The sequence below is a fragment of the Hyphomicrobium sp. genome (assembly GCF_003987855.1).
Taxonomy (GTDB): domain Bacteria; phylum Pseudomonadota; class Alphaproteobacteria; order Rhizobiales; family Hyphomicrobiaceae; genus Hyphomicrobium_B.
In genome coordinates, this window is the sequence record NZ_RXIZ01000007.1 from 100652 (window position 1) to 118702 (window position 18051).

General features: G+C 60.4%; 16 protein-coding genes. 6 read left to right on the forward strand and 10 right to left on the reverse strand.

All coding sequences use genetic code 11. The features are described 5' to 3' along the window. Nucleotides 1-43: 43 nt before the first annotated feature. On the reverse strand, nt 44-1141 hold the full coding sequence (locus EKK30_RS05770; RefSeq protein ID WP_290981592.1) for a patatin-like phospholipase family protein: 1098 nt from the start codon (nt 1139-1141) through the stop codon (nt 44-46). 325 nt (nt 1142-1466) lie between these two features. Beyond that, complete coding sequence (locus EKK30_RS05775) at nt 1467-2375, reverse strand: metallophosphoesterase (protein WP_290981595.1); 909 nt, start codon at nt 2373-2375, stop codon at nt 1467-1469. Nucleotides 2376-2507: 132 nt separating this feature from the next. Here EKK30_RS05775 and EKK30_RS05780 point away from each other — a divergent pair, with 132 nt between their 5' ends. The 4 genes from EKK30_RS05780 to EKK30_RS05795 all read left to right on the forward strand — a co-directional run bounded on the left by EKK30_RS05780 (nt 2508) and on the right by EKK30_RS05795 (nt 6373). Beyond that, the gene (locus tag EKK30_RS05780; protein WP_290981597.1) at nt 2508-2924 is read left to right on the forward strand and encodes an NUDIX domain-containing protein; all 417 of its coding nucleotides are present in this window, start codon (nt 2508-2510) and stop codon (nt 2922-2924) included. A 52-nt stretch (nt 2925-2976) separates the two neighbouring features. Then, a complete protein-coding gene (locus EKK30_RS05785; RefSeq protein WP_290981600.1) occupies nt 2977-3531 on the forward strand; it encodes a GNAT family N-acetyltransferase in 555 nt (184 codons plus the stop codon). A gap of 147 nt (nt 3532-3678) precedes the next feature. Beyond that, nucleotides 3679-5874, forward strand: coding sequence for a DUF1217 domain-containing protein (locus EKK30_RS05790; RefSeq protein WP_290981603.1), 2196 nt, complete (start codon nt 3679-3681; stop codon nt 5872-5874). A gap of 193 nt (nt 5875-6067) precedes the next feature. Then, nucleotides 6068-6373: a hypothetical protein gene (locus EKK30_RS05795; RefSeq protein ID WP_290981606.1), complete on the forward strand. Its 306-nt coding sequence runs from the start codon at nt 6068-6070 to the stop codon at nt 6371-6373. A 15-nt stretch (nt 6374-6388) separates the two neighbouring features. Here EKK30_RS05795 and EKK30_RS05800 read toward each other — a convergent pair whose 3' ends face one another. From EKK30_RS05800 to glmM, 8 genes are all read right to left on the reverse strand, one after another. Further along, entirely contained in the window at nt 6389-7228 is an 840-nt protein-coding gene (locus EKK30_RS05800) for a hypothetical protein (RefSeq protein ID WP_290981609.1), read from the reverse strand. Between the two features lie 212 nt (nt 7229-7440). Then, a complete protein-coding gene (locus EKK30_RS05805) occupies nt 7441-8247 on the reverse strand; it encodes a YdcF family protein (protein WP_290981612.1) in 807 nt (268 codons plus the stop codon). 58 nt (nt 8248-8305) lie between these two features. Then, nucleotides 8306-9601, reverse strand: a complete 1296-nt coding sequence (locus EKK30_RS05810) for an adenylosuccinate synthase (protein WP_290981615.1) — start codon at nt 9599-9601, stop codon at nt 8306-8308. Nucleotides 9602-9697: 96 nt separating this feature from the next. Next, nucleotides 9698-11371 (reverse strand): mucoidy inhibitor MuiA family protein, encoded by a 1674-nt coding sequence (locus EKK30_RS05815; protein ID WP_290981618.1) that lies wholly within the window; start codon nt 11369-11371, stop codon nt 9698-9700. Between the two features lie 149 nt (nt 11372-11520). Further along, a complete protein-coding gene (locus tag EKK30_RS05820) occupies nt 11521-12690 on the reverse strand; it encodes a phosphoserine transaminase (RefSeq protein ID WP_290981621.1) in 1170 nt (389 codons plus the stop codon). A gap of 92 nt (nt 12691-12782) precedes the next feature. After that, entirely contained in the window at nt 12783-13655 is an 873-nt protein-coding gene (locus EKK30_RS05825; RefSeq protein WP_290981624.1) for an opacity family porin, read from the reverse strand. A gap of 252 nt (nt 13656-13907) precedes the next feature. Then, the gene (locus EKK30_RS05830) at nt 13908-14696 is read right to left on the reverse strand and encodes an outer membrane beta-barrel protein (RefSeq protein ID WP_290981627.1); all 789 of its coding nucleotides are present in this window, start codon (nt 14694-14696) and stop codon (nt 13908-13910) included. Between the two features lie 166 nt (nt 14697-14862). Next, a complete protein-coding gene (gene glmM / locus EKK30_RS05835) occupies nt 14863-16212 on the reverse strand; it encodes a phosphoglucosamine mutase (RefSeq protein WP_290981630.1) in 1350 nt (449 codons plus the stop codon). Between the two features lie 344 nt (nt 16213-16556). Here glmM and EKK30_RS05840 point away from each other — a divergent pair, with 344 nt between their 5' ends. Next, on the forward strand, nt 16557-17465 hold the full coding sequence (locus EKK30_RS05840; protein ID WP_290981633.1) for a ParA family protein: 909 nt from the start codon (nt 16557-16559) through the stop codon (nt 17463-17465). Nucleotides 17466-17491: 26 nt separating this feature from the next. After that, nucleotides 17492-17962 (forward strand): hypothetical protein, encoded by a 471-nt coding sequence (locus tag EKK30_RS05845; RefSeq protein WP_290981636.1) that lies wholly within the window; start codon nt 17492-17494, stop codon nt 17960-17962. Nucleotides 17963-18051: the final 89 nt, after the last annotated feature.

Genomic DNA, 18051 nt, shown 5'->3' on the forward strand with positions numbered 1-18051 from the left:
AATAGTTGCCCTACCTCTTGCATCGAGCTTCGCCGCCAAGCTCTCAGCCGGGCTTGGCGCGCTTTGTCGCCGCCCCGCGCCGCTGTGCCGGCCGCTTCGATGCCGCGACGGATCGGAACCGTATCCCGTCTTCCACTGGTGGACAGAAATAGTTTGCCAGATCGACCGTTTCGAGCCGACCCACGGCCGAACGTGCGACTTCCAGCCACTTTTCAGCGTGATTGCGCCCCGCCCCGTGGAGATAGGTGATCATGTCCCAGTCCGGCTTGAGCGTCGTCTCAGGATTGAGCGTTCCCGTGATTGGTCCACCGTCGATCAGGTGAAATCTATGACGGCAGAGCGGCGCGAGGCGCCCCTTCGCCAGCATCGCCCCCGAAGTTTCGCGCACCGCCGTCACGATCTCGATATCGCGCAGCAACGGAGCATTGAACGTCAGCCGGTTGGCGTGGTTTGAAATATCGCGCGCCGTACGCGGCAGGTGCTCGTTCACCCTGGGCGCGACCATGACCAGGAGCGTGTCGCTGATGGGGCTCTCGCTCGCAAGTGTGACGAGATCGGGATTAGCTGAGAACCCGCCATCCCAGTATGCCTGTCCCTCGATCTCCACCGCATGGTGCATCACCGGCAGACACGCCGAAGCAAGCACCGCATCGATTGAGATTTCGCTGTGTCGAAAGAGGCGTGCCCTGCCCGTCGCCACGTGGGTTGCGGCGATCAGGAGCTCCACGGGCGATTTCGACTGGATGAGATCGAAATCGACATGTTCGGTAATCAGTCGACGGAGCGGATCGAACCCGAGAGGATTGAACTCATACGGCGAGAGCATCGACGCCAAATGCGTCGTCAATTGCGAAGGCCGCACCAAACCATTGAGAAACGGATTGAGGCGCGTGAGGTCCGGCACGCCCGCCTGATGGATCGCATGCCAGATCTTGAACATCTTTTCGCGCGCCTTGGCCCGCGACCCCTCCGCTAAGCCGGCGGCCAGAGCGACGGCGTTCACGGCGCCGGCGCTTGTCGCGCTGATCCAACCGAAATGCAGCGTTTCATCTTCGAGCAGACGATCGAGTACGCCCCAGGTGAAGGCGCCATGCGCTCCGCCGCCCTGAAGGGCAAGATTGATCTCGACAGGTTTAGCCAAATGAAGTGCTCCCCGCAGGCCCCTACGGACGAAAGCCAGCGCGATTCCATATCATTACCGCTCGCGGCGAGCTTGTGTCATTGACGCCGCGGCAGAACGACAGGCTTTCACCCAGGTTATTCACTAGCGTGCGAATGTTACACAGACTCGTCGGCGTTGCGCGTCCATCATCTGGGCGATCTTCACAAACGCTGCTCATCGCATAAGCATACTGGCGGCGACGAAAGTCGAAGACGCGTCACGATGCGGCACGCGCTTGAAGTCACTCGATTGCGTGGCATTTGGCCGCTAGTCATAGCGGATTATGACAAAGCCGATGTGCCGCTCATCGTTTCGGCGCTTCGAGAATTGTCTCGCTGATTTTTCGCACGCAAGAGTCTTCGCCCTCGATGCCGCGCACGATGTGGCGGATTCGAACGCCATTCCCGCTCTTGAAGAACGTGAAAAGATTGTAGCTCGCGGCAGGCTCGTCGCCATGGACGACACCTGCTGATGCCGAACCTATGCCCACAATCGGAATGGCACCCTCACGCGCCGGCAGCCAATCGACACGCGTGCGATGATTATGTCCGTAAAGCACGAGTTCCGCCGTACCCCGCTCCAAGAGATGCACGAGATGAGCTGCATCCGTGAGCCCCCGGCGTGCCGACGCCAAATGCGGCAACGGCGGGTGATGGATCAGCACGACGCGGATCAATCCCTCTTCTCCGAGATCGCGGAGAAGCTCTCCGGCGATCTCCAGCTGATGCCGTCCCAGCTTACCGCTCGCATAGAACGGCGGCGTCTCCACCGCCGAATTCAATCCGACAAGTGCCACCGGCCCGAGACGCCGCACGAACGGAAAGGCCAGCGTCTCGTTCTCGCCTCCCATGTACTCCGCCCACCGCGCAACGCCGGGTTCGCCGTGGAGGCTCGAATAGATATCATGATTGCCGGGGACGACGGTCACGTCCGCGGGCGCGCCGACGGACTTCAGCCAGGTGAGTGCCGATTGATATTCCATCGGCAGGCCAAGATTGATCAGATCCCCTGTGATCGCGATATGATCCGGCCGCAGGGCTTTAGCATCGGCTATCAATGTGTCGGCCACGGCGGCGCGATGCACCCGCTTGCGCTTTCGCAACCAGTTGGCCGAGCCAAGAACCCGCTTCGCATTCCAATAGGACCAAGGTGCCCCGAGGACTGGCGGCAAGTGAACATCGGAAAAATGCGCCAGAGTGAATGCTTCGGTCATTGAGAGATGCTGGGTAATGTTGCAAACGGCGTAGTCAGAACAGCGCCATAAGGCGTCATTGTCCAGCACCGGACGCGCGAATGAAGAGGAAGCCGGTTGAAAGAAGACATACCGCTACTTGGCCGCTTGGTCGTGCGCGCCTTCCAGCGCTATTGGCGTCTCGTTCGCGGCCTGAGCTTATCAGTTGAAGGTTGTGTCGTGGACGAGGCCGGGTGTGTGCTTATGGTTCGGGAGGAAAATGGCGGCAACTGGGAATTGCCCCGGGGAAACGTGCGCGAAAACGAAAATCTCGAGAGCGCATTGCGCCGGGTCCTGCGAGAAGCCGCCGGCATCGAGGTTAACGGCCAGCCGCAGCTTTCATTTTTTCACGCCGCCGGAGCCAACGGACAAACCGGCTCCTACCTGGTGCGAAACTGGCGGCCGATCACGGGTTGGGAAGGCGAACCAAGGCGGTTCTTCCCGGAAAAGGCACTGCCCGGCGATACGGCAGGAGAGCAGGCCGAGCGGATTCGCCGCTTACTTCAGGATCGCACAATTTCGCAGGTGTGATAGAAGCCCCGGCCTGCTTTGTTCTCCATCCCTCGGTACGCGATCCGCCTTCATGTCTCCGCCATTGGTCATCCGCCCCGCGACGCCTGCCGATATCGTCGAGATATCTAAGCTGCACGCACGCGTCTTTGGACCCGGGCGCTTCGCACGGTCGGCTTACCGCGTGCGCGAAGGCAAAGGCCATCTCTCGAGGTTCTGCCTGGTCGCCTGCCTTGGAGAGACAATCATCGCGTCAATCCGGAACACCGAGATAAGCATCGGTGGAAAATCTGGCGCCGTTCTCCTGGGCCCCGTTGCTGTTGATGGCGCTCACCGCAGCCTAGGGCTGGGCAAGACGTTGATCCATGACGCGCTCGCGGCGGCGAAGACGGGAGGCGCCAAGCTCATGGTGCTGGTAGGCGATCAGCCATATTATGGGAGGTTCGGCTTCAAGCCCGTCCCTATGGGCCAGATCGTCTTTCCCGGCCCGGTCAATCCCCAGCGCATCCTCGCCTGCGAGCTGGTTGCCGATGCCCTCTCGAATTACCGCGGCATCATCGCTGCCGAACCCCAGGCCGAGGCTCGCGCACAAATCGCTGCCAAGAGCGTCCGCGCCACACAATCGTAACGCCGTCGTAACCGATTCATCCGACGATTCCGCGCGGCGGTAATGGCCCGGTGAGTTGTATCACGCACGCTTACTTATGCAGGCTCGCGCAAGCTGAGGGTCCGAGAGTTTAAGGATCTCCAAGGCACGCGCAGCGGAAGGCTGATTATGACCTCGACGTATCTCCTCTACAGGACCTACGCTGCGAACCTGCCGCAAACCCTTTCTCGTATCGGCGTACAGACCGACGTCGCCAACGCGGCGACCTACTACCAGAACAACATCGGTAACGTGACGTCTGTCGATGACTTCCTGAACAACACACGCCTCTTCTCGTACGCCATGTCCGCTTATGGCTTGAGCGACATGGCCTACGCGAAAGCCTTCATGAAGAAGGTCCTGACAAGCGATCTCACGGACAAGCACTCGTTCGTCAACAAGCTCACTGACCCACGCTTTTTGGCCTTCGCAAAGGCTTTCCAGTTTTCCACCGACGGAACCGTGGCGCCGCAAGACGTTGTCCCCCAGACCCAAACTGAAGAGGACGACACGATCGGCCTTTACTCGCAGACCCAGGTCAACAAGGGCGCTGCAGCTTCGACTGAGGCCACCTATTATCAGTCGCAAATTGGGAACATCACGTCCGTCGACCAACTGATGTCGAATGCGCGGCTCTTGAAGTATGTGGTCACCGCTTATGGTCTCAATCCCGATCGCGTGTCGAACGCAACCATTAGAGCCGTTCTGACCAGTGATCTGTCCGATCCCAACAGCACGGCAAACACGCTCAATAATTCCGCCTACCAATCGCTTGCCGCGGCATTCAATTTCAATACGGACGGCACCGTGAACGGAACGGCGCAATCGTCGGCCAACATTTCGAAGACCGTCTATCAATACTATAATGCCACCGGGACCAGCGCGACGCCGGCCGCCGCGGCATACAAGACGCAGTACTACAAGGCCGCGATCTCGAGCATCACGTCCGTCGACGATCTACTCAATAACAACGCCCTAAGGGACGTGGCCCTGACGGCATTCGGTCTCAATCCGCTGCTGCAATCGAACACTGCCCTCAGACAGATTTTGACAAGCGATCTTTCCGATCCCAACAGCGTCGCGAACCAGCAAACGAATGCCGCTTACGAGAAGCTCGCAGCGGCCTTCAACTTCAATGCCGATGGAAGCGTGAACGGATCGGCTCAGACGGCGGATCAAACGAATTCCGTGATCGGCCTTTATTCGAATACCTATGATGACGCTCTTCAAGCGGCCAACGACCGCGCGACGACATCCTACAAAAGCGCGCTAGCGGGCGTGAAGACGGTCGATGACCTTCTGAAGTCGACCGCTTACAACTTCATCATGAATGCGTACGGCTTCGACTCTTCGACGATGACAAAGTACACGCTGAAGAAGATCCTCGAGAGCGATCCGAACGATCCAAGCAGCTTTGCGCGCCAATCGCACAACGCCGCCTACATTAAGCTCGCGTCCGATTTCAATTTCGACGCCGATGGCAACTCCAAGACCGCACCGACAGCGCAGACCCAGAACAACATCATCTCAACCGGCGCGCTCTATACCACGCATAACGGCGGCGTGGTTGCCGATGGCGCAACAGCGACCCTGCAACAGACGGCTGCGCAGACCGAAACGACATATTACGCAACGAAGATGGCAAGCATCACGAATGTCGATGACTTCCTGAAGGACAACAGGCTGGTCAAATATGCGCTTGATGCGTACGGGCTAAAGACGGCGAACCTTTCGACCTCGGACCTGCGCAAGATCCTCACCAGCGATCCGCTTGATCCCAAGAGCTTCATCAATCAACCCGAGAACGCTGCCTATCGGGATCTCGCGGTCGCCTATAATTTCGGAACGGATGGCAAAACCCTATCAGTACCGAAGCAGCAGGTGCAGGACCGCAGCCAGAGGGTGGCAACCGCCGACGGTTACCTCGAGCAAACGATGGAAACCCAGGCCGGCGATCAAAGCGATGGCCTCCGCTTGGCGCTTTACTTCTTGAACAAGGCTCCGAACATCACCTCGCCGTACCAGCTTCTCGCCGACAAGGCCCTTCTCCAGTTCACCCAGACGGCGCTCGGTTTATCGACCGCGATGTCGCAAGCCGACATCGACACACAAGCAAAGATGATCACCAAGAAGTTAAACTTGGCCGACCTTCAGGACCCGACCAAGCTCAACAAGCTCATTACTCAATTCTCAGCCATGTACGATATCAACAATTCCAATGTGGCCTCGACCTCCCCCGTGGTTCAGATCCTTCAGGGAAGCTCCACGTCGTTCAATGGCATCATAGACATCGGGGCAATTACGACCCCGATTGCGTCCTTCTAAGTCTTGCCGGACACCGCTTTAACGGTTCCGACGCGATTTGGCGTTAGGCTGCGGCAGATCTATTGCATGTGCCATTAAAGCAGCAGCTCGGAGGATAAGGCCGGACGGCCTTTCCCACGGTGCCAGCTCGCATTAATGTTGCAGCGAAAAGCGATCCTGGATCCGGCGCCTTGGACACTAAAAGGACAGCACGATGAAGCCTCTCGCCCTTGCAGGTGCGGCAGCCCTCCTGGTGGTGTCGCTCGTTCCAGCTGTAGCGCATCCCCGCTCCGGATCTGGTCCTCGCGCGGCGGCCGGTGACGTGCCGTTTGCCCCTGTCGACCGTCGCGGCCCGACCCTGCCTCCCGATACGATGCTGGGACCTGATTCCGGCTGGAACGGCAGCGGCAGCGGCGGAGCGGCGGGCCCTAATTATAATCTCGTCCAACCGCTCTTCGGACCACCGTTGCCGACGCTTCCAAAACCAAGGCGCAAACCCCGCATTATTTTGGGCGAGTGATCTCGTTTCCAGCGATCACCATCCGGAAAATCTGAACCGAGAGGACGTGCTCTCGTCGCGGCTCTTGCCACCGCGGATGCCGCCGTACCATGCCGCACCAAGCCCGATGAGCAGACCGATGCCTGTGAGCAGCCCGGAAAGCTCCGTCGCCTTTTTCGCCTTATCGAGCGCTGCCATTGCGTCGGCATAGGCGGTATCGACTCGGGTTTCGGCATCTGAAACCGGAATGCCGGCCTTTGGTGCAATGATATTGGCGACGAACGTCCGGTCCTTCGGAGCCAAACCGCCGTCACGTCCGAACGATCTCATGAACACGGCTTCGATCGTCCGGGTTTCGTCAGTGGTGAGGATCGGAGCAGCTGTCGCGGTCTTCCCTTCCGCAGGAGCAGCAAGCGTCGAGATCATCCCCGAAAGCGGGCTCGAAGAATTTCGATCGGCGAACTTGGCCACCGCAGACGAGCCCGCGTGGAGCGCAGCTCCGCCAGCGCTGGCCGCAATCATCCCGCCGATCAGTACGCACACCGCCCACGTGACCATGCCTTGGAGACCATCACGGAACTCGACTTCGTTAATCGGCACCTCAGCCACACGCGGACGTACCCGCGCCGCCACGAAACCGGCCACGAGGAAGGATCCGATTGTCGCGATCAATCCCCAGAGCGCGGCAACACTGGCTGCAAGGCCCGAGTACGACTGCCCAGGCCACGGGGACAAAAGCGAAAGTCCGCTCGCCACTCCCAGCGAGATCAAAACGAGCGACACCGCCGATCCGGCGGCTGCCCCGGCGAGAATCCCGCGCCAACTCAAAAACGATTCCGACGGGGTGCCCGCCTCGATCTCAATTACGTCCGCCATAACGTTCCTCCGATCACCTGAAACCAACAAGGCTCAGAAGAAACGAAATGACCACGATTAACCCGATCAGATAGATGATCTCGTGCACTGTACGTCTCCTCGCCACAACTCGCGGTTTCCAACAGAGCGGGGGCAAGGTTAGTTCCTTGCGCCGGCCAGAGAGGCGCTGTGGCGAGAGGATTGTCTGTCCGGCAGACTTGGCGGGACGGCGTCTAGCTCTTCTCTGACGCAGAGGGAAACAATGCCGAGCTTCGCCCGGTAACCCAGTACGCTAGAAGACCCATCCACTCCTTCACCGCCAGATCCGTGCGCTGCAATCCAGCGGCGATGCTGTCAAAGGGCCGCCAAGCGTCCTGGCTACCCCTGGTTCTGAAGTCGACGGGAAAAGGTATCACGTCATAGCCTGCTTCCCGGAACACACCGACCGATCGCGGCATATGATAGGCCGAGGTGACGAGGATCCAGCGAGTCCCTGGCTCTGGGTGCAGCAGCCGTTTTGTCAGCACAGCGTTCTCGTAGGTATTGCGCGCGTCGCTTTCAATGAGAATGCGATTGGGCGCGATACCTGCATCGATGAAAAAATCCCGTACCGCATCGGCAACGCCGCCATGACCGAACAGCGAGCCGCTGCCCCCCGTAAAGATGACTCTTGCATCGGGAAGTTCGCGCGCAAGCCGTAGGGCTTCCGTCAGACGCTCGGCTGCCTCGTTTAACGCGAGCCCTCCACGGGCACGAGTGATCGAAATATCTTCAAAGCCGCCGAGCAGAATGATGCCGCTGACGGTACCCTGCGGGACAGACGGGACGTGCGTTGCAAAGCGTTCTTCGAGCGGGAGCACCAGAATATTGCCGCCGGGAAGAAATCCGAAAAGCAGGATGATCCCAAAGCCCACCCCAAGAAATCGCCGCGCCCACCTCGGGCTGCGTCGCATGAAAAGGCCGCCGAGCAAGAGCGAAAGGAACGCAATGCTCGACGGCTGAACACAGAAGAATATCACTTTGGACGCGACGAAAAACATCGAGCTAGCCCCTCAGCGATATTCCCTCTCAAACGCAGTTGCGCGCAAAACCTGATCGCTATTGCGCGACGAAAGGATCCTTCATCAAAATCGTATCCTCGCGCTCCGGGCTCGTCGACAGCAGCGTGATCGGGCATTCGATCAGCTCCTCGACCCGGCGAACATATTTGATGGCCTGCGCCGGGAGGTCTGCCCACCGTCGCGCGCCATAGGTCGATTGAGACCAGCCCTCGAATTCTTCATAGATCGGCACGATCTCTGCCTGCGCGGTCGCGCTCGCCGGCAGACGGTCGAGCGTTTCGCCGTCGAGTTTGTAGCCAACGCAAATGCGGATCGTGTCGAAGCCGTCCAACACGTCAAGCTTGGTCAGCGCAATGCCGTCAATGCCGGAGACCTTCGCCACCTGACGCACAAGCACAGCATCAAACCAGCCGCAACGACGCTTACGCCCAGTGACGGTGCCGAACTCGCGGCCGCGCTCGCCGATTTTCTCGCCGATTGCATCCGTCAGCTCGGAGGGAAATGGACCAGAGCCCACGCGTGTCGTGTAAGCCTTTGCGATGCCCAGCACGTAGCCCACCTGACGTGGCCCGACTCCCGATCCGGTCGCAGCCTGCGCGGCAACCGTGTTTGACGACGTGACAAATGGGTAGGTGCCGTGATCGACATCGAGCAGAGCGCCTTGAGCGCCTTCGAACAGAATGCGTTTGCCCTGCCGCCACGCCTGGTCGAGATATTCCCATGTTACCGCCCCGAAGGGCAGGACCTTCGGCGCGATCTCAACCAGTTCGGCGATGAGCGTATCCTTATCGACCTCCGGCTGGCCAAGTCCTCTGCGCAACGCGTTGTGATGCGCGAGAAGGCGATCGACCTTCGGACCAAGAGTCGCTGGAGACGCCAAGTCCTGAAAGCGGATCGCGCGCCGGCCGACTTTGTCTTCGTACGCAGGACCGATGCCGCGGCCCGTTGTCCCGATCTTCTCGGTTCCAGCTGCCGCTTCCCGCACGACGTCGAGCTCACGATGCAAAGGCAGAATAAGCGCGGCGTTTTCGGCGATCCGCAGGTTGCCCGGCCCAATGGCAATACCTTGCTCCCTCAGTCGGCCGATTTCTGCAACGAGCGCCCAAGGATCGATGACGACTCCGTTGCCTATCACTGACATCTTGTCGGGTCTCACGACGCCCGACGGGAGCAGCGACAGCTTGAAAGTCTTGTCGCCGATGACGAGCGTGTGCCCGGCGTTGTGGCCGCCTTGGAAACGCACCACGACGTCGGCGCGCTCCGAAAGCCAGTCCACGATCTTGCCTTTGCCCTCGTCGCCCCATTGGGCGCCGACCACGACGACGTTCGCCATTGTAGTTAAACCTTCTCAGCCTTCTCATGATTTGGCCCCGGCGAGAGCCAGGGCCGCGCGGGATACCCGCCATTGATCCAAATTCGGCGCGAGCCGTCAGGGTCCATAGACGACCGACTTCGCCGCCGGCCAAGACACCCGATACCCGTACTCGAGAATCTTCTCCTCATCCGGCTCGAGCCGTGCCTGGAACGCGAGGACGCCACGCTTGTCATCGACATTTTGCGTCGTCGGCGAAACCCGGCCGGTCATCTCAACCTTGATGTCGTCGTTCTGCGAGACGGGAACGCGATCGAGAATGGTGACGTCGATCGGCCGTTCATGCAGGTTTTTCACGTTGACCTGAAAGTTCCGGCTATCGACGTGCGAAGTCGAAATGAGGCCGCTCTCGCCTCGCTTGTCTTCCAGCACCGCATGCTTGACTTTGACCTGATCGTCAACGCCGAAACCAAGATCGTAGGTTTCGCCAGGTTGCAGCAGCGGCAATTCGCCCGTGCCGACAAAGGTTCCGTCGCGGAAAAGGTAGGCAGAGCCGGGCAGCAGCGGCGTGCCCTTGGCGACTTTGATTTTCGCGTACAGGTAGGCGTTCGTATCGAGCTTGGGGACCGAGCGGCAGCCGAGAGCCGGTTCGCTTGTCTCGGAAGAAAGAAGCACGCGCTTGGCTTCACCAGTGCTGGCGACAGTGACGCGACCCGGCACCTGGAACGTGGCGTCAAACGGCGCGACCTTGAGTTGAGCGACGGTTTCTTCCGCCTCCATCGCCCCGTCGGCGCTTTTCGCCCGGTCGAAGCCCAGTTCCATCTGCGGCTCTGCGCGCTTTGCCATCGCCATCGGCGCAGGTGGTGGCGCCGAGGCGGCCACCGGCCTTGCTTCGGGTTCGAAGTCGACGGTTTGCGTATCGATCTCAGGTGCCGACGAGCCATCGGACGGCCGCGAGGTCGACAGCGACATCGCTACGCCATCCCAGTTCTCACCTGTCCGCTGGGTAATGGCGCCGCGACGATCGAGAGCCAGCTTCGGCGGCTCGGTTTTCGATCCCGTTTGAAGCCGCGCGTCATAGAGCGGCGCCCAATGGGCCTCCGGTACTTGGTAGCGAACGCTGAGGTCCACATCCAACGGGCTCTGCGCAATGACGTGAATTCGAACTTCCGTCTGCTCCGTACGCGCGGGAGCCAGCGTGGAGAGCTGGTTGTCGGCGTCTGAGATCTGCCGGTCGATGTCGCGGATCTTCTGCGCCGCGTCGAGCGACAGCTTGCTGGCATCTGTCGTCGCCTGTGCGATCAGCGCCAACACCTTGGGCCAATCGTCAAGCGGCGTTGCAGGTCCCGATTGCGACGGCTGTCGCGTGGGTAGCTGCGCAAGATTGGCAATCAGCTTTTTCTGCGTCTTCGCGGCAAGGGCCTGCCCCTCGACCGTCGATCGCTGATCCTTGAGCGACTGTATGCGCTCTTCAAGCATTCGGCGCTGCGCGTCGGCGGCTTCGCTTTCCGCCCGCTGCAAGAGTTTTCGCGCCGTATCCACCGAGCCGATATCGAGCTTTCCACTTGCTCTGCCCTCGACACGGATCGACCCAGGCACCGCGCTCGCCGGCAAATCGCCGATGACGATCGTGTGCTCACCCTTGTCGAGATGCACCTTCGCAAGTCGCGTCACCTCGGCGCCAGAAAGAAAGACCGTCACCGCATCGACGGTCGACGTCGCGGGCACCTGTGCTGCAAAGGCGTCGGCGGATAACGCAGCCAAACAAACTGCCGCTAGAACTAGGCGCATTCGCTGAGATCTCCGTTGATTGCTTGTGGCACGTGGGGGTGAGTGCTCGGCCCAAGAGGGCGGACCGCATTATGGCCGATGCCCGGCGCAAGAAAAAGGCGTTGACACGCCGGCTTTTAACCAGGTTGCGCGAAGGATTTCATTCATATTTAGCCCAAAACTGCGACACGGGCCTCCGAATACGCCCAATCCAGCCATGGAAGTAGCGCTTCGATATCCGCCCGATCGATCGTCGTGCCGCACCAGATCCGCAAACCCGCCGGCATGCCGCGATAGGCTGCGATATCGAAAGCCGCCGCGTCTTCTTCGAGCAGCCGCACCATTGTCCGCATGAGTTCGACGCGAACGCCTTCCGGCGCCTGCACGAGCGCTGGCTCAGAGAACCGCATGGTCACCGAAGTGCGCGACCGGGCTTCCGGATCGACTGCGAGCGGCGTAACCCACGTGCTTGCCTCGATCCATCCGTAAAGCAGAGAGGCGTTCGCCTGAGCGCGCGCGATCGTTGCATCGATACCGCCGATCTCGGAGGCCCACGCGAGCGCATCGATATAGTCTTCGACGCACAGCATCGACGGGGTGTTCAATGTCACGCCTTCGAACACGTCGCGAAGCACGCCGTCGCCGTTCGTGAGCCGAAAAAGTTTCGGCACCGGCCATGACGGCCGATAAGATTGGAGGCGATCGAGCGCCCGTGGGGACATCACGAGCATGCCGTGCGCGCCCTCCCCGCCCAGCGCCTTCTGCCACGAAAACGTCAGCACATCGATTTTGCGGAGATCGATATCTTCCGCGAACAATGCCGATGTGGCGTCGCAGAAAACGAGGCCTTCGCGATCGTCCGGGATCCAATCTCCGTTCGGCACGCGCACGCCGCATGCCGTGCCGTTCCAGGTGAAGATCACATCTCGCGCGAAATCGACTTTGCCAAGATCGGGCAGAAGACCAGGCTCTGCTTCGAAAGTGCGCAGATCGGCTAGTTTCAATTCCGCGGTGGCATCACGCAGCCAGCTCTTTCCGAACGTGTCCCACGCAAGCACGTCGGTGCCTCGCGCGCCCAGAAGATTCCACATCGCAAGTTCGATTGCGCCGGTGTCGGAGCCTGGAACGATCGCGACTTCGTATCCTTCCGGCAGCCGAAGCACGTCGCGCGTCCGCGTGATCGCAAGCTTCAAACGTTCGCGACCATCGGCTGAACGGTGCGAGCGCCCGACCAGCGCGGTTCCAAGCGCGTCCGGCCGCCACCCCGGCCGTTTGGCACAGGGACCGGAGGAGAAAAACGGCCGTTTCGGCTTCTGAGTAGGCTTCGGAGGTGTGAGCATCGGCGCTCCTTAGCACGGGGTCGTCACAAAGAAAAAGGCGGTCGCGAACGACCGCCTTTTCGGCACCGAAGCAACACTGGGGTGCACGCTTTCTAATCGAATTTCAGCCGGATGCCCGAGCGGAACTGCTGCAGGACAGAGTCTTTATAGGTCAGCTTGTTGCTGCCCGAAATCGAATCTCCGTCGATCGAAATGCTGCCGCTCTCCCACAGCATCTGCCAACCATTGTCCCAGACGATCTGGTCGGTAAGTTCGGTCGAGACGCCCGCCTGAACCGCCGCTGCGACGTTGATCTGGTTCTTGGAGTCCGAACCCGAATGCGTTGCCGAACTGATGGTCGTGCTTCCTCCGCAAGTGATCGTTGGGAAGTTTGTCGGATCGTTACATGTGGCTGATTCCGAATAATTGCGCTGTAGACGCCGCCAAGAAATACCGACACCACCACCGAGATATGGTGTGAAGCGCGTTCCCGTAGGAATATCGTAGAGAAGATTGAACAGCGCCGTAGTTCGCGAGAGCTTGACCGTATCATCACGGAAGACGCCGTATTGCTGTGCGGCGTTCGCCGTTCCCGCCTCGCCGAACGTTATATATTTGGTTCCACCATCAATCAGATTGAAGTTCGGCGTGTAATCGACAGCGACTTCCCACCGCAGCGATGGCGTAATGTAGCGGCCGAATGTCAGCCCGAATGTTTCCGACATCGGGAGATCACCGCTGCCTCTGACTGGCATGTTCGGATCGCTATCCTGGATCGTCGCGCTCGTTGAAAGATTGCCGCCGATCGCGAGGCCGACATACCAATCGCTGTCGGCATCATAGGTCGGCACCGGCGCGGGTGCCGGCACCGGGATCGGAACACCGCCGCCCATATCCTTGACGCCGCCCCAGTCGGCAGCCATCACAGGCGCCACACCGGATGCAATCACCCACACAGCAGCGATTGCCGCTTTCGCGAACTTCATATCCCCCACCCTTCGGTATCGGCGCGAATAAACGCGCGCCACTTACAAGACCCTGCTCAACGCTACGCTGCGCAAACAAAGCCTAAGGGAGGGAAACACGGGTTTCGGCCGGTGTCCTGTGCGCTTCTCTCGCGAGAAGCGCACGACGCACTACGTGGACACGCGAACGCGAAACACCGCAGTACAGACCGCACCTTTTGGCATTTCATACAGGAGCTGACACAATGCTCCTGCGTACTAACAACTCGCGACCTAGTTCAGGTCGTAACGCAAGCCGATACGAAACTGATGTGCCGTGATCTCTTTGAGCTTCTCGGCTGCGACTTGTCCGTTCGCATCGAAAGACGCCGTCTGGGCGTCGCCCAAATAGAGAAAGCGATATCCGAAATCGACATAGAGAGCGTGGCCGGTGTTGACCTCGACCGGCTCGTCATCCTTCGTGCCGCCAGAGACGTACATCGATCGGCCGCCCCACAGCCGCCATGAAACGCCCGCCATCGCGGCCGCCGCGAAATTGTCGGTCGATCGTCCGCTGAACGACGATGCGCCCGTGCCATCGACGACCGTTCCCGAACTCGTCTCGTTGTGCGCGTAACCAATGCCCGCGCCGATGTAGGGCACGAAGCGGCCGCCGCGATTGAATTCGTAATAGAGGTTCGCGAGCACGACGGTGCTGCTGAAATCGAGCCGCGTTGAACCGAAGTCGAAATCGGTCTGGCTCTTGGCGTCGAACATGTGGTCGACGGTGATGTCGCCGCGGAAGCCCCAGGCATAATATTGGCCGATGCCGCCGCCGACGGTCCAACCGCCGCCAGCTTTCGTTTCGTGGTTTTCGAAATTGCTGAAGGTCATGCCTGGCGCCGGATACCACGTGTACCCGCCGTCGGCGCGAACATACCATTTCCAGGTATATCCCGACGGCATCGCCGGCATCGTTGGCGCATCCTTGAGGCTCACGCCGCCGAGATCGGCGGCGGACGCGATCGCGCTCCCGAGAACGAGAGCGGCGCCAATGAGCGGTGCTTTGCGCACGAACAACATGCAGGTTCCCTACGGAGACCGACTCGCGCGACGCGGATCAGCCCAAAATCAGAACCCGAATATTGCCGAGAGTGCTTAAGGCATACTTAATTGCCGTCGGAATGTGGAACGCAGCCCGGCCCCAAATCCTAACGAAGCGTAAATGCGCTCTGACGTTAGTCCGTCGTCACGCCGCCGCCGCCGACTTCACCGCATCGACGATATCGCCCACGATGCTCGACACGATCTTCTCGTCGTCGCCTTCCGCCATGACGCGAATGACAGGCTCCGTCCCGGACGGCCGGATGACCAGCCGGCCGTTTTCCCCGAGCCGCGCCTTCGCACCCTCGATCGCCTTGACCACACGCGTATCCTCCAGCGGCTGACCGCTCGCATACCGCACGTTCTGCAGGATCTGCGGCAGCGGACGAAAGCGATTGCAGACCTCCGAAACAGTTTTCCCCGTAGCCACCACGCACGCGAGGATTTGCAGCGCGGAGACGAGCCCATCGCCTGTCGTCGTGAAGTCGGAGAGCACGATGTGGCCGGATTGCTCGCCGCCGACATTGAAGCCATGCTTGCGCATGTGTTCGGTCACGTACCGATCGCCGACCGGGGTACGGGCGAGTGTCAATCCAATCGAACGAAGATAGCGCTCAAGGCCCAGGTTGCTCATGACGGTCGCGACGATGCCGCCACCGGAGAGCTTGCCCGTCCGGTGCCAACTCTCGGCGATCACCGCCATCAGCTGATCGCCATCGACGATCTCGCCCTTTTCATCGACTATGACGACCCGGTCGGCGTCGCCGTCGAGCGCGATGCCGATGTCGGCGCGAAGCTCCTTGACCTTGTCGACCAGCGCCTGCGGAGAGGTCGAGCCGCAGTTCAGGTTGATGTTGAGACCATTCGGCTCGACACCCATCTTGATGACTTCGGCGCCGAGCTCCCAGAGCGCTTCCGGCGCAACTTTGTAGGCCGCGCCGTGCGCGCAATCGATGACGATCCTCAGGCCCGCAAGCCGGAGCTGCTTAGGCATCGTTCTTTTGGTGAATTCGATATAGCGCTCTTGCGCGCTCTCGACCCGCGTCGCCCGGCCGATGCGATCGGCATCGACCAGCAGCACGCGAGAATCTGCCTCGATCAGGTCTTCAATCTGCTGCTCCATGTCGTCGGAGAGCTTGTATCCGTCGGGGTCGAACAGCTTGATCCCGTTGTCGTGCGAGGGATTGTGCGACGCCGACAGCATCACGCCGAGATCGGCCCTTAGCGAACGGGTGAGCATCGCGACGGCGGGCGTCGGCATCGGTCCGAGCAGGAAGACGTCCATGCCCACCGCGGTGAAGCCCGACATCAGCGCGGCTTCCAGCATATAGCCGGAGAGGCGCGTGTCCTTGCCGATCACGACCCGGTGCCGGTGCGTGCCAGATCGGAAAACGGTGCCTGCAGCCATGCCGACCTTTAGAGCCAGCTCAGACGTCATCGGGTGGCGATTGGCGAGCCCGCGAATGCCGTCCGTGCCGAAATATCGCCGTGCCATGCTATCCTCCCGTCAAACCGGACCGTGCGCCGCGTTGCGCGGCACGCCATTCCGGAAATCGCGATTGGAGCGCTCCGCCCGAGTCGGATGCATCCCCCCATTCCCCTCGGCCATCATAGATGCCCGAGCGCGCGTCTGCATTCCATCCCATTGGTTGAATGAACCGGAATTTTGCACGGAATTCCACTAACGGTTGCAAACAGCGCTAATAAGGCCTCACCGTCCGAGCTTCCGGTGGCGGACTGGTAGACCGACATGGAATCGGCCCATAGCTCGGCTATGGATGGAGCGCGCGGCGCCCCGAGGGCTCGAATTGGCGCGCGCAATCTGAGAGGTAACGCAACATGGCAGTTTTTCTCGCGGTCGCGAACCGGAAGGGTGGCGTCGGCAAATCCACCGTCGCCGTGATGCTCGCCCACGGGCTTGCCGTGTTCGGCGGAAAACGCGTGCTGCTGATCGACCTCGACTCGCAATGCAACGCCTCCCTGATTCTGATGGGCGGACAAGGCTGGAACGAAGCTCGCAAGGCCGGCAAGACAATCGCCGACTACTTCTACGATCTCTTCGATGGCATTCCGGCGAACGCCCGAGACTATGTCGCCAAGAACGTCGGCGACGTCGCCGCTGCCAACGGCAAGCCCGCACCGATTTCACTCGTGCCAGGCTCGCTCCTTCTGGAGGATATCCAGGGCGAGTTGTACCTGAAGCAGGCGAACCAGAGTAACGTGCCCGAGGTTGTCGCAAACCGCGTTCGCGGCCGCATGGAAAGCCTCATACGGCGCTTCGAGGGCGACTATGACGTCGTCATTCTCGATTGTGCGCCTGGCCTCTCGTTCGCGGCCCTCGCGGCACTGAAGACGGCCGACAAGGTCATCGTTCCTTTCCGTCCCGACTATGTCTCGCAGCTCGCTGTCGACCGGGTCGCGATGTTGATCGAGGACATGCGCAATCTCGACGATCTCGCCGAGATGCCACCGGAAGAGCGCCGCTATGTGTGCCTTGCCAACTACGTGCGCAACGACGATCGGGACTACATGATGATCGAGGAAATCAGCCTCGTGCATCCGGTGCTGGAGACGTTCCTGCCGCAGCGGAACGGCATCGCCAATGCTTTCGACTACCTCGGCCAACTCCGCCCGATCGACGCGAAGTATTCGGATGCCGCCGGAGACGTGAAAGAACTTCACCAGGAAATTTCCCGGTTGGTGGATGCCGTCGCCGCGGGTAAGAAAGCCAAAGTTGCAGTTTCTTAACCGCGGAAGGCGAGAAGACGTCGATCATGAGCAAAGGCAAACAGCTCTGGCCCGGCGATGAGATGCTCGCGTTCTTTCGCGCCCACATCCGGCGCGAAACGTCGCTCGATTCCGATACGACGGAGAAACTCGCAGCTGCGTTGACAAGAGCCACGAACCGCATGCTCGTTTGGGAGGTCCCAGTAGAGGTTGAAGAAGCTCCTCCAGCGGCAGTTCCGGCTCAACCTCAGAAATCCGACGAGATCCAGGAGCGCCACGACCGCGCGGAGAATTTCAACCCCTATCTCTTCTCTGCTTTGGTGGCGCTGGCGAAGCACGGCAGCGAAGGCTTGATGCTGCGGCTCAAGGACATCAAGACAGCGGAGAATCTGCGAGCATTCGCTGAAGCGCAGCATGTGCCGGTTGATCCGTCCTTGAAGCGTACCGATGAAATCCGCAAAGCCATCGTCGCTGGTGTCGAGCGCCGGCTCGCCGATCGCAAAGCCGCCGCCAGCTGACCGCGCGGCTTGGTACTCCAACATCCGGCAGCTTGAAACCGCGAAGCGCTGATGCCTTGATGGCATCACAGAAGTCGCATCGGGGACCC

What these genes read in the sequence shown, in the direction of transcription:
- EKK30_RS05775 (WP_290981595.1), bottom strand. Translation starts at nt 2,375, where the DNA reads ATGACCGAAGCATTCACTCTGGCGCATTTTTCCGATGTTCACTTGCCG.
- EKK30_RS05785 (WP_290981600.1), top strand. Translation starts at nt 2,977, where the DNA reads ATGTCTCCGCCATTGGTCATCCGCCCCGCGACGCCTGCCGATATCGTC.
- EKK30_RS05790 (WP_290981603.1), top strand. Translation starts at nt 3,679, where the DNA reads ATGACCTCGACGTATCTCCTCTACAGGACCTACGCTGCGAACCTGCCG.
- EKK30_RS05795 (WP_290981606.1), top strand. Translation starts at nt 6,068, where the DNA reads ATGAAGCCTCTCGCCCTTGCAGGTGCGGCAGCCCTCCTGGTGGTGTCG.
- EKK30_RS05800 (WP_290981609.1), bottom strand. Translation starts at nt 7,228, where the DNA reads ATGGCGGACGTAATTGAGATCGAGGCGGGCACCCCGTCGGAATCGTTT.
- EKK30_RS05805 (WP_290981612.1), bottom strand. Translation starts at nt 8,247, where the DNA reads ATGTTTTTCGTCGCGTCCAAAGTGATATTCTTCTGTGTTCAGCCGTCG.
- EKK30_RS05810 (WP_290981615.1), bottom strand. Translation starts at nt 9,601, where the DNA reads ATGGCGAACGTCGTCGTGGTCGGCGCCCAATGGGGCGACGAGGGCAAA.
- EKK30_RS05815 (WP_290981618.1), bottom strand. Translation starts at nt 11,371, where the DNA reads ATGCGCCTAGTTCTAGCGGCAGTTTGTTTGGCTGCGTTATCCGCCGAC.
- EKK30_RS05820 (WP_290981621.1), bottom strand. Translation starts at nt 12,690, where the DNA reads ATGCTCACACCTCCGAAGCCTACTCAGAAGCCGAAACGGCCGTTTTTC.
- EKK30_RS05825 (WP_290981624.1), bottom strand. Translation starts at nt 13,655, where the DNA reads ATGAAGTTCGCGAAAGCGGCAATCGCTGCTGTGTGGGTGATTGCATCC.
- EKK30_RS05830 (WP_290981627.1), bottom strand. Translation starts at nt 14,696, where the DNA reads ATGTTGTTCGTGCGCAAAGCACCGCTCATTGGCGCCGCTCTCGTTCTC.
- glmM (WP_290981630.1), bottom strand. Translation starts at nt 16,212, where the DNA reads ATGGCACGGCGATATTTCGGCACGGACGGCATTCGCGGGCTCGCCAAT.
- EKK30_RS05840 (WP_290981633.1), top strand. Translation starts at nt 16,557, where the DNA reads ATGGCAGTTTTTCTCGCGGTCGCGAACCGGAAGGGTGGCGTCGGCAAA.
- EKK30_RS05845 (WP_290981636.1), top strand. Translation starts at nt 17,492, where the DNA reads ATGAGCAAAGGCAAACAGCTCTGGCCCGGCGATGAGATGCTCGCGTTC.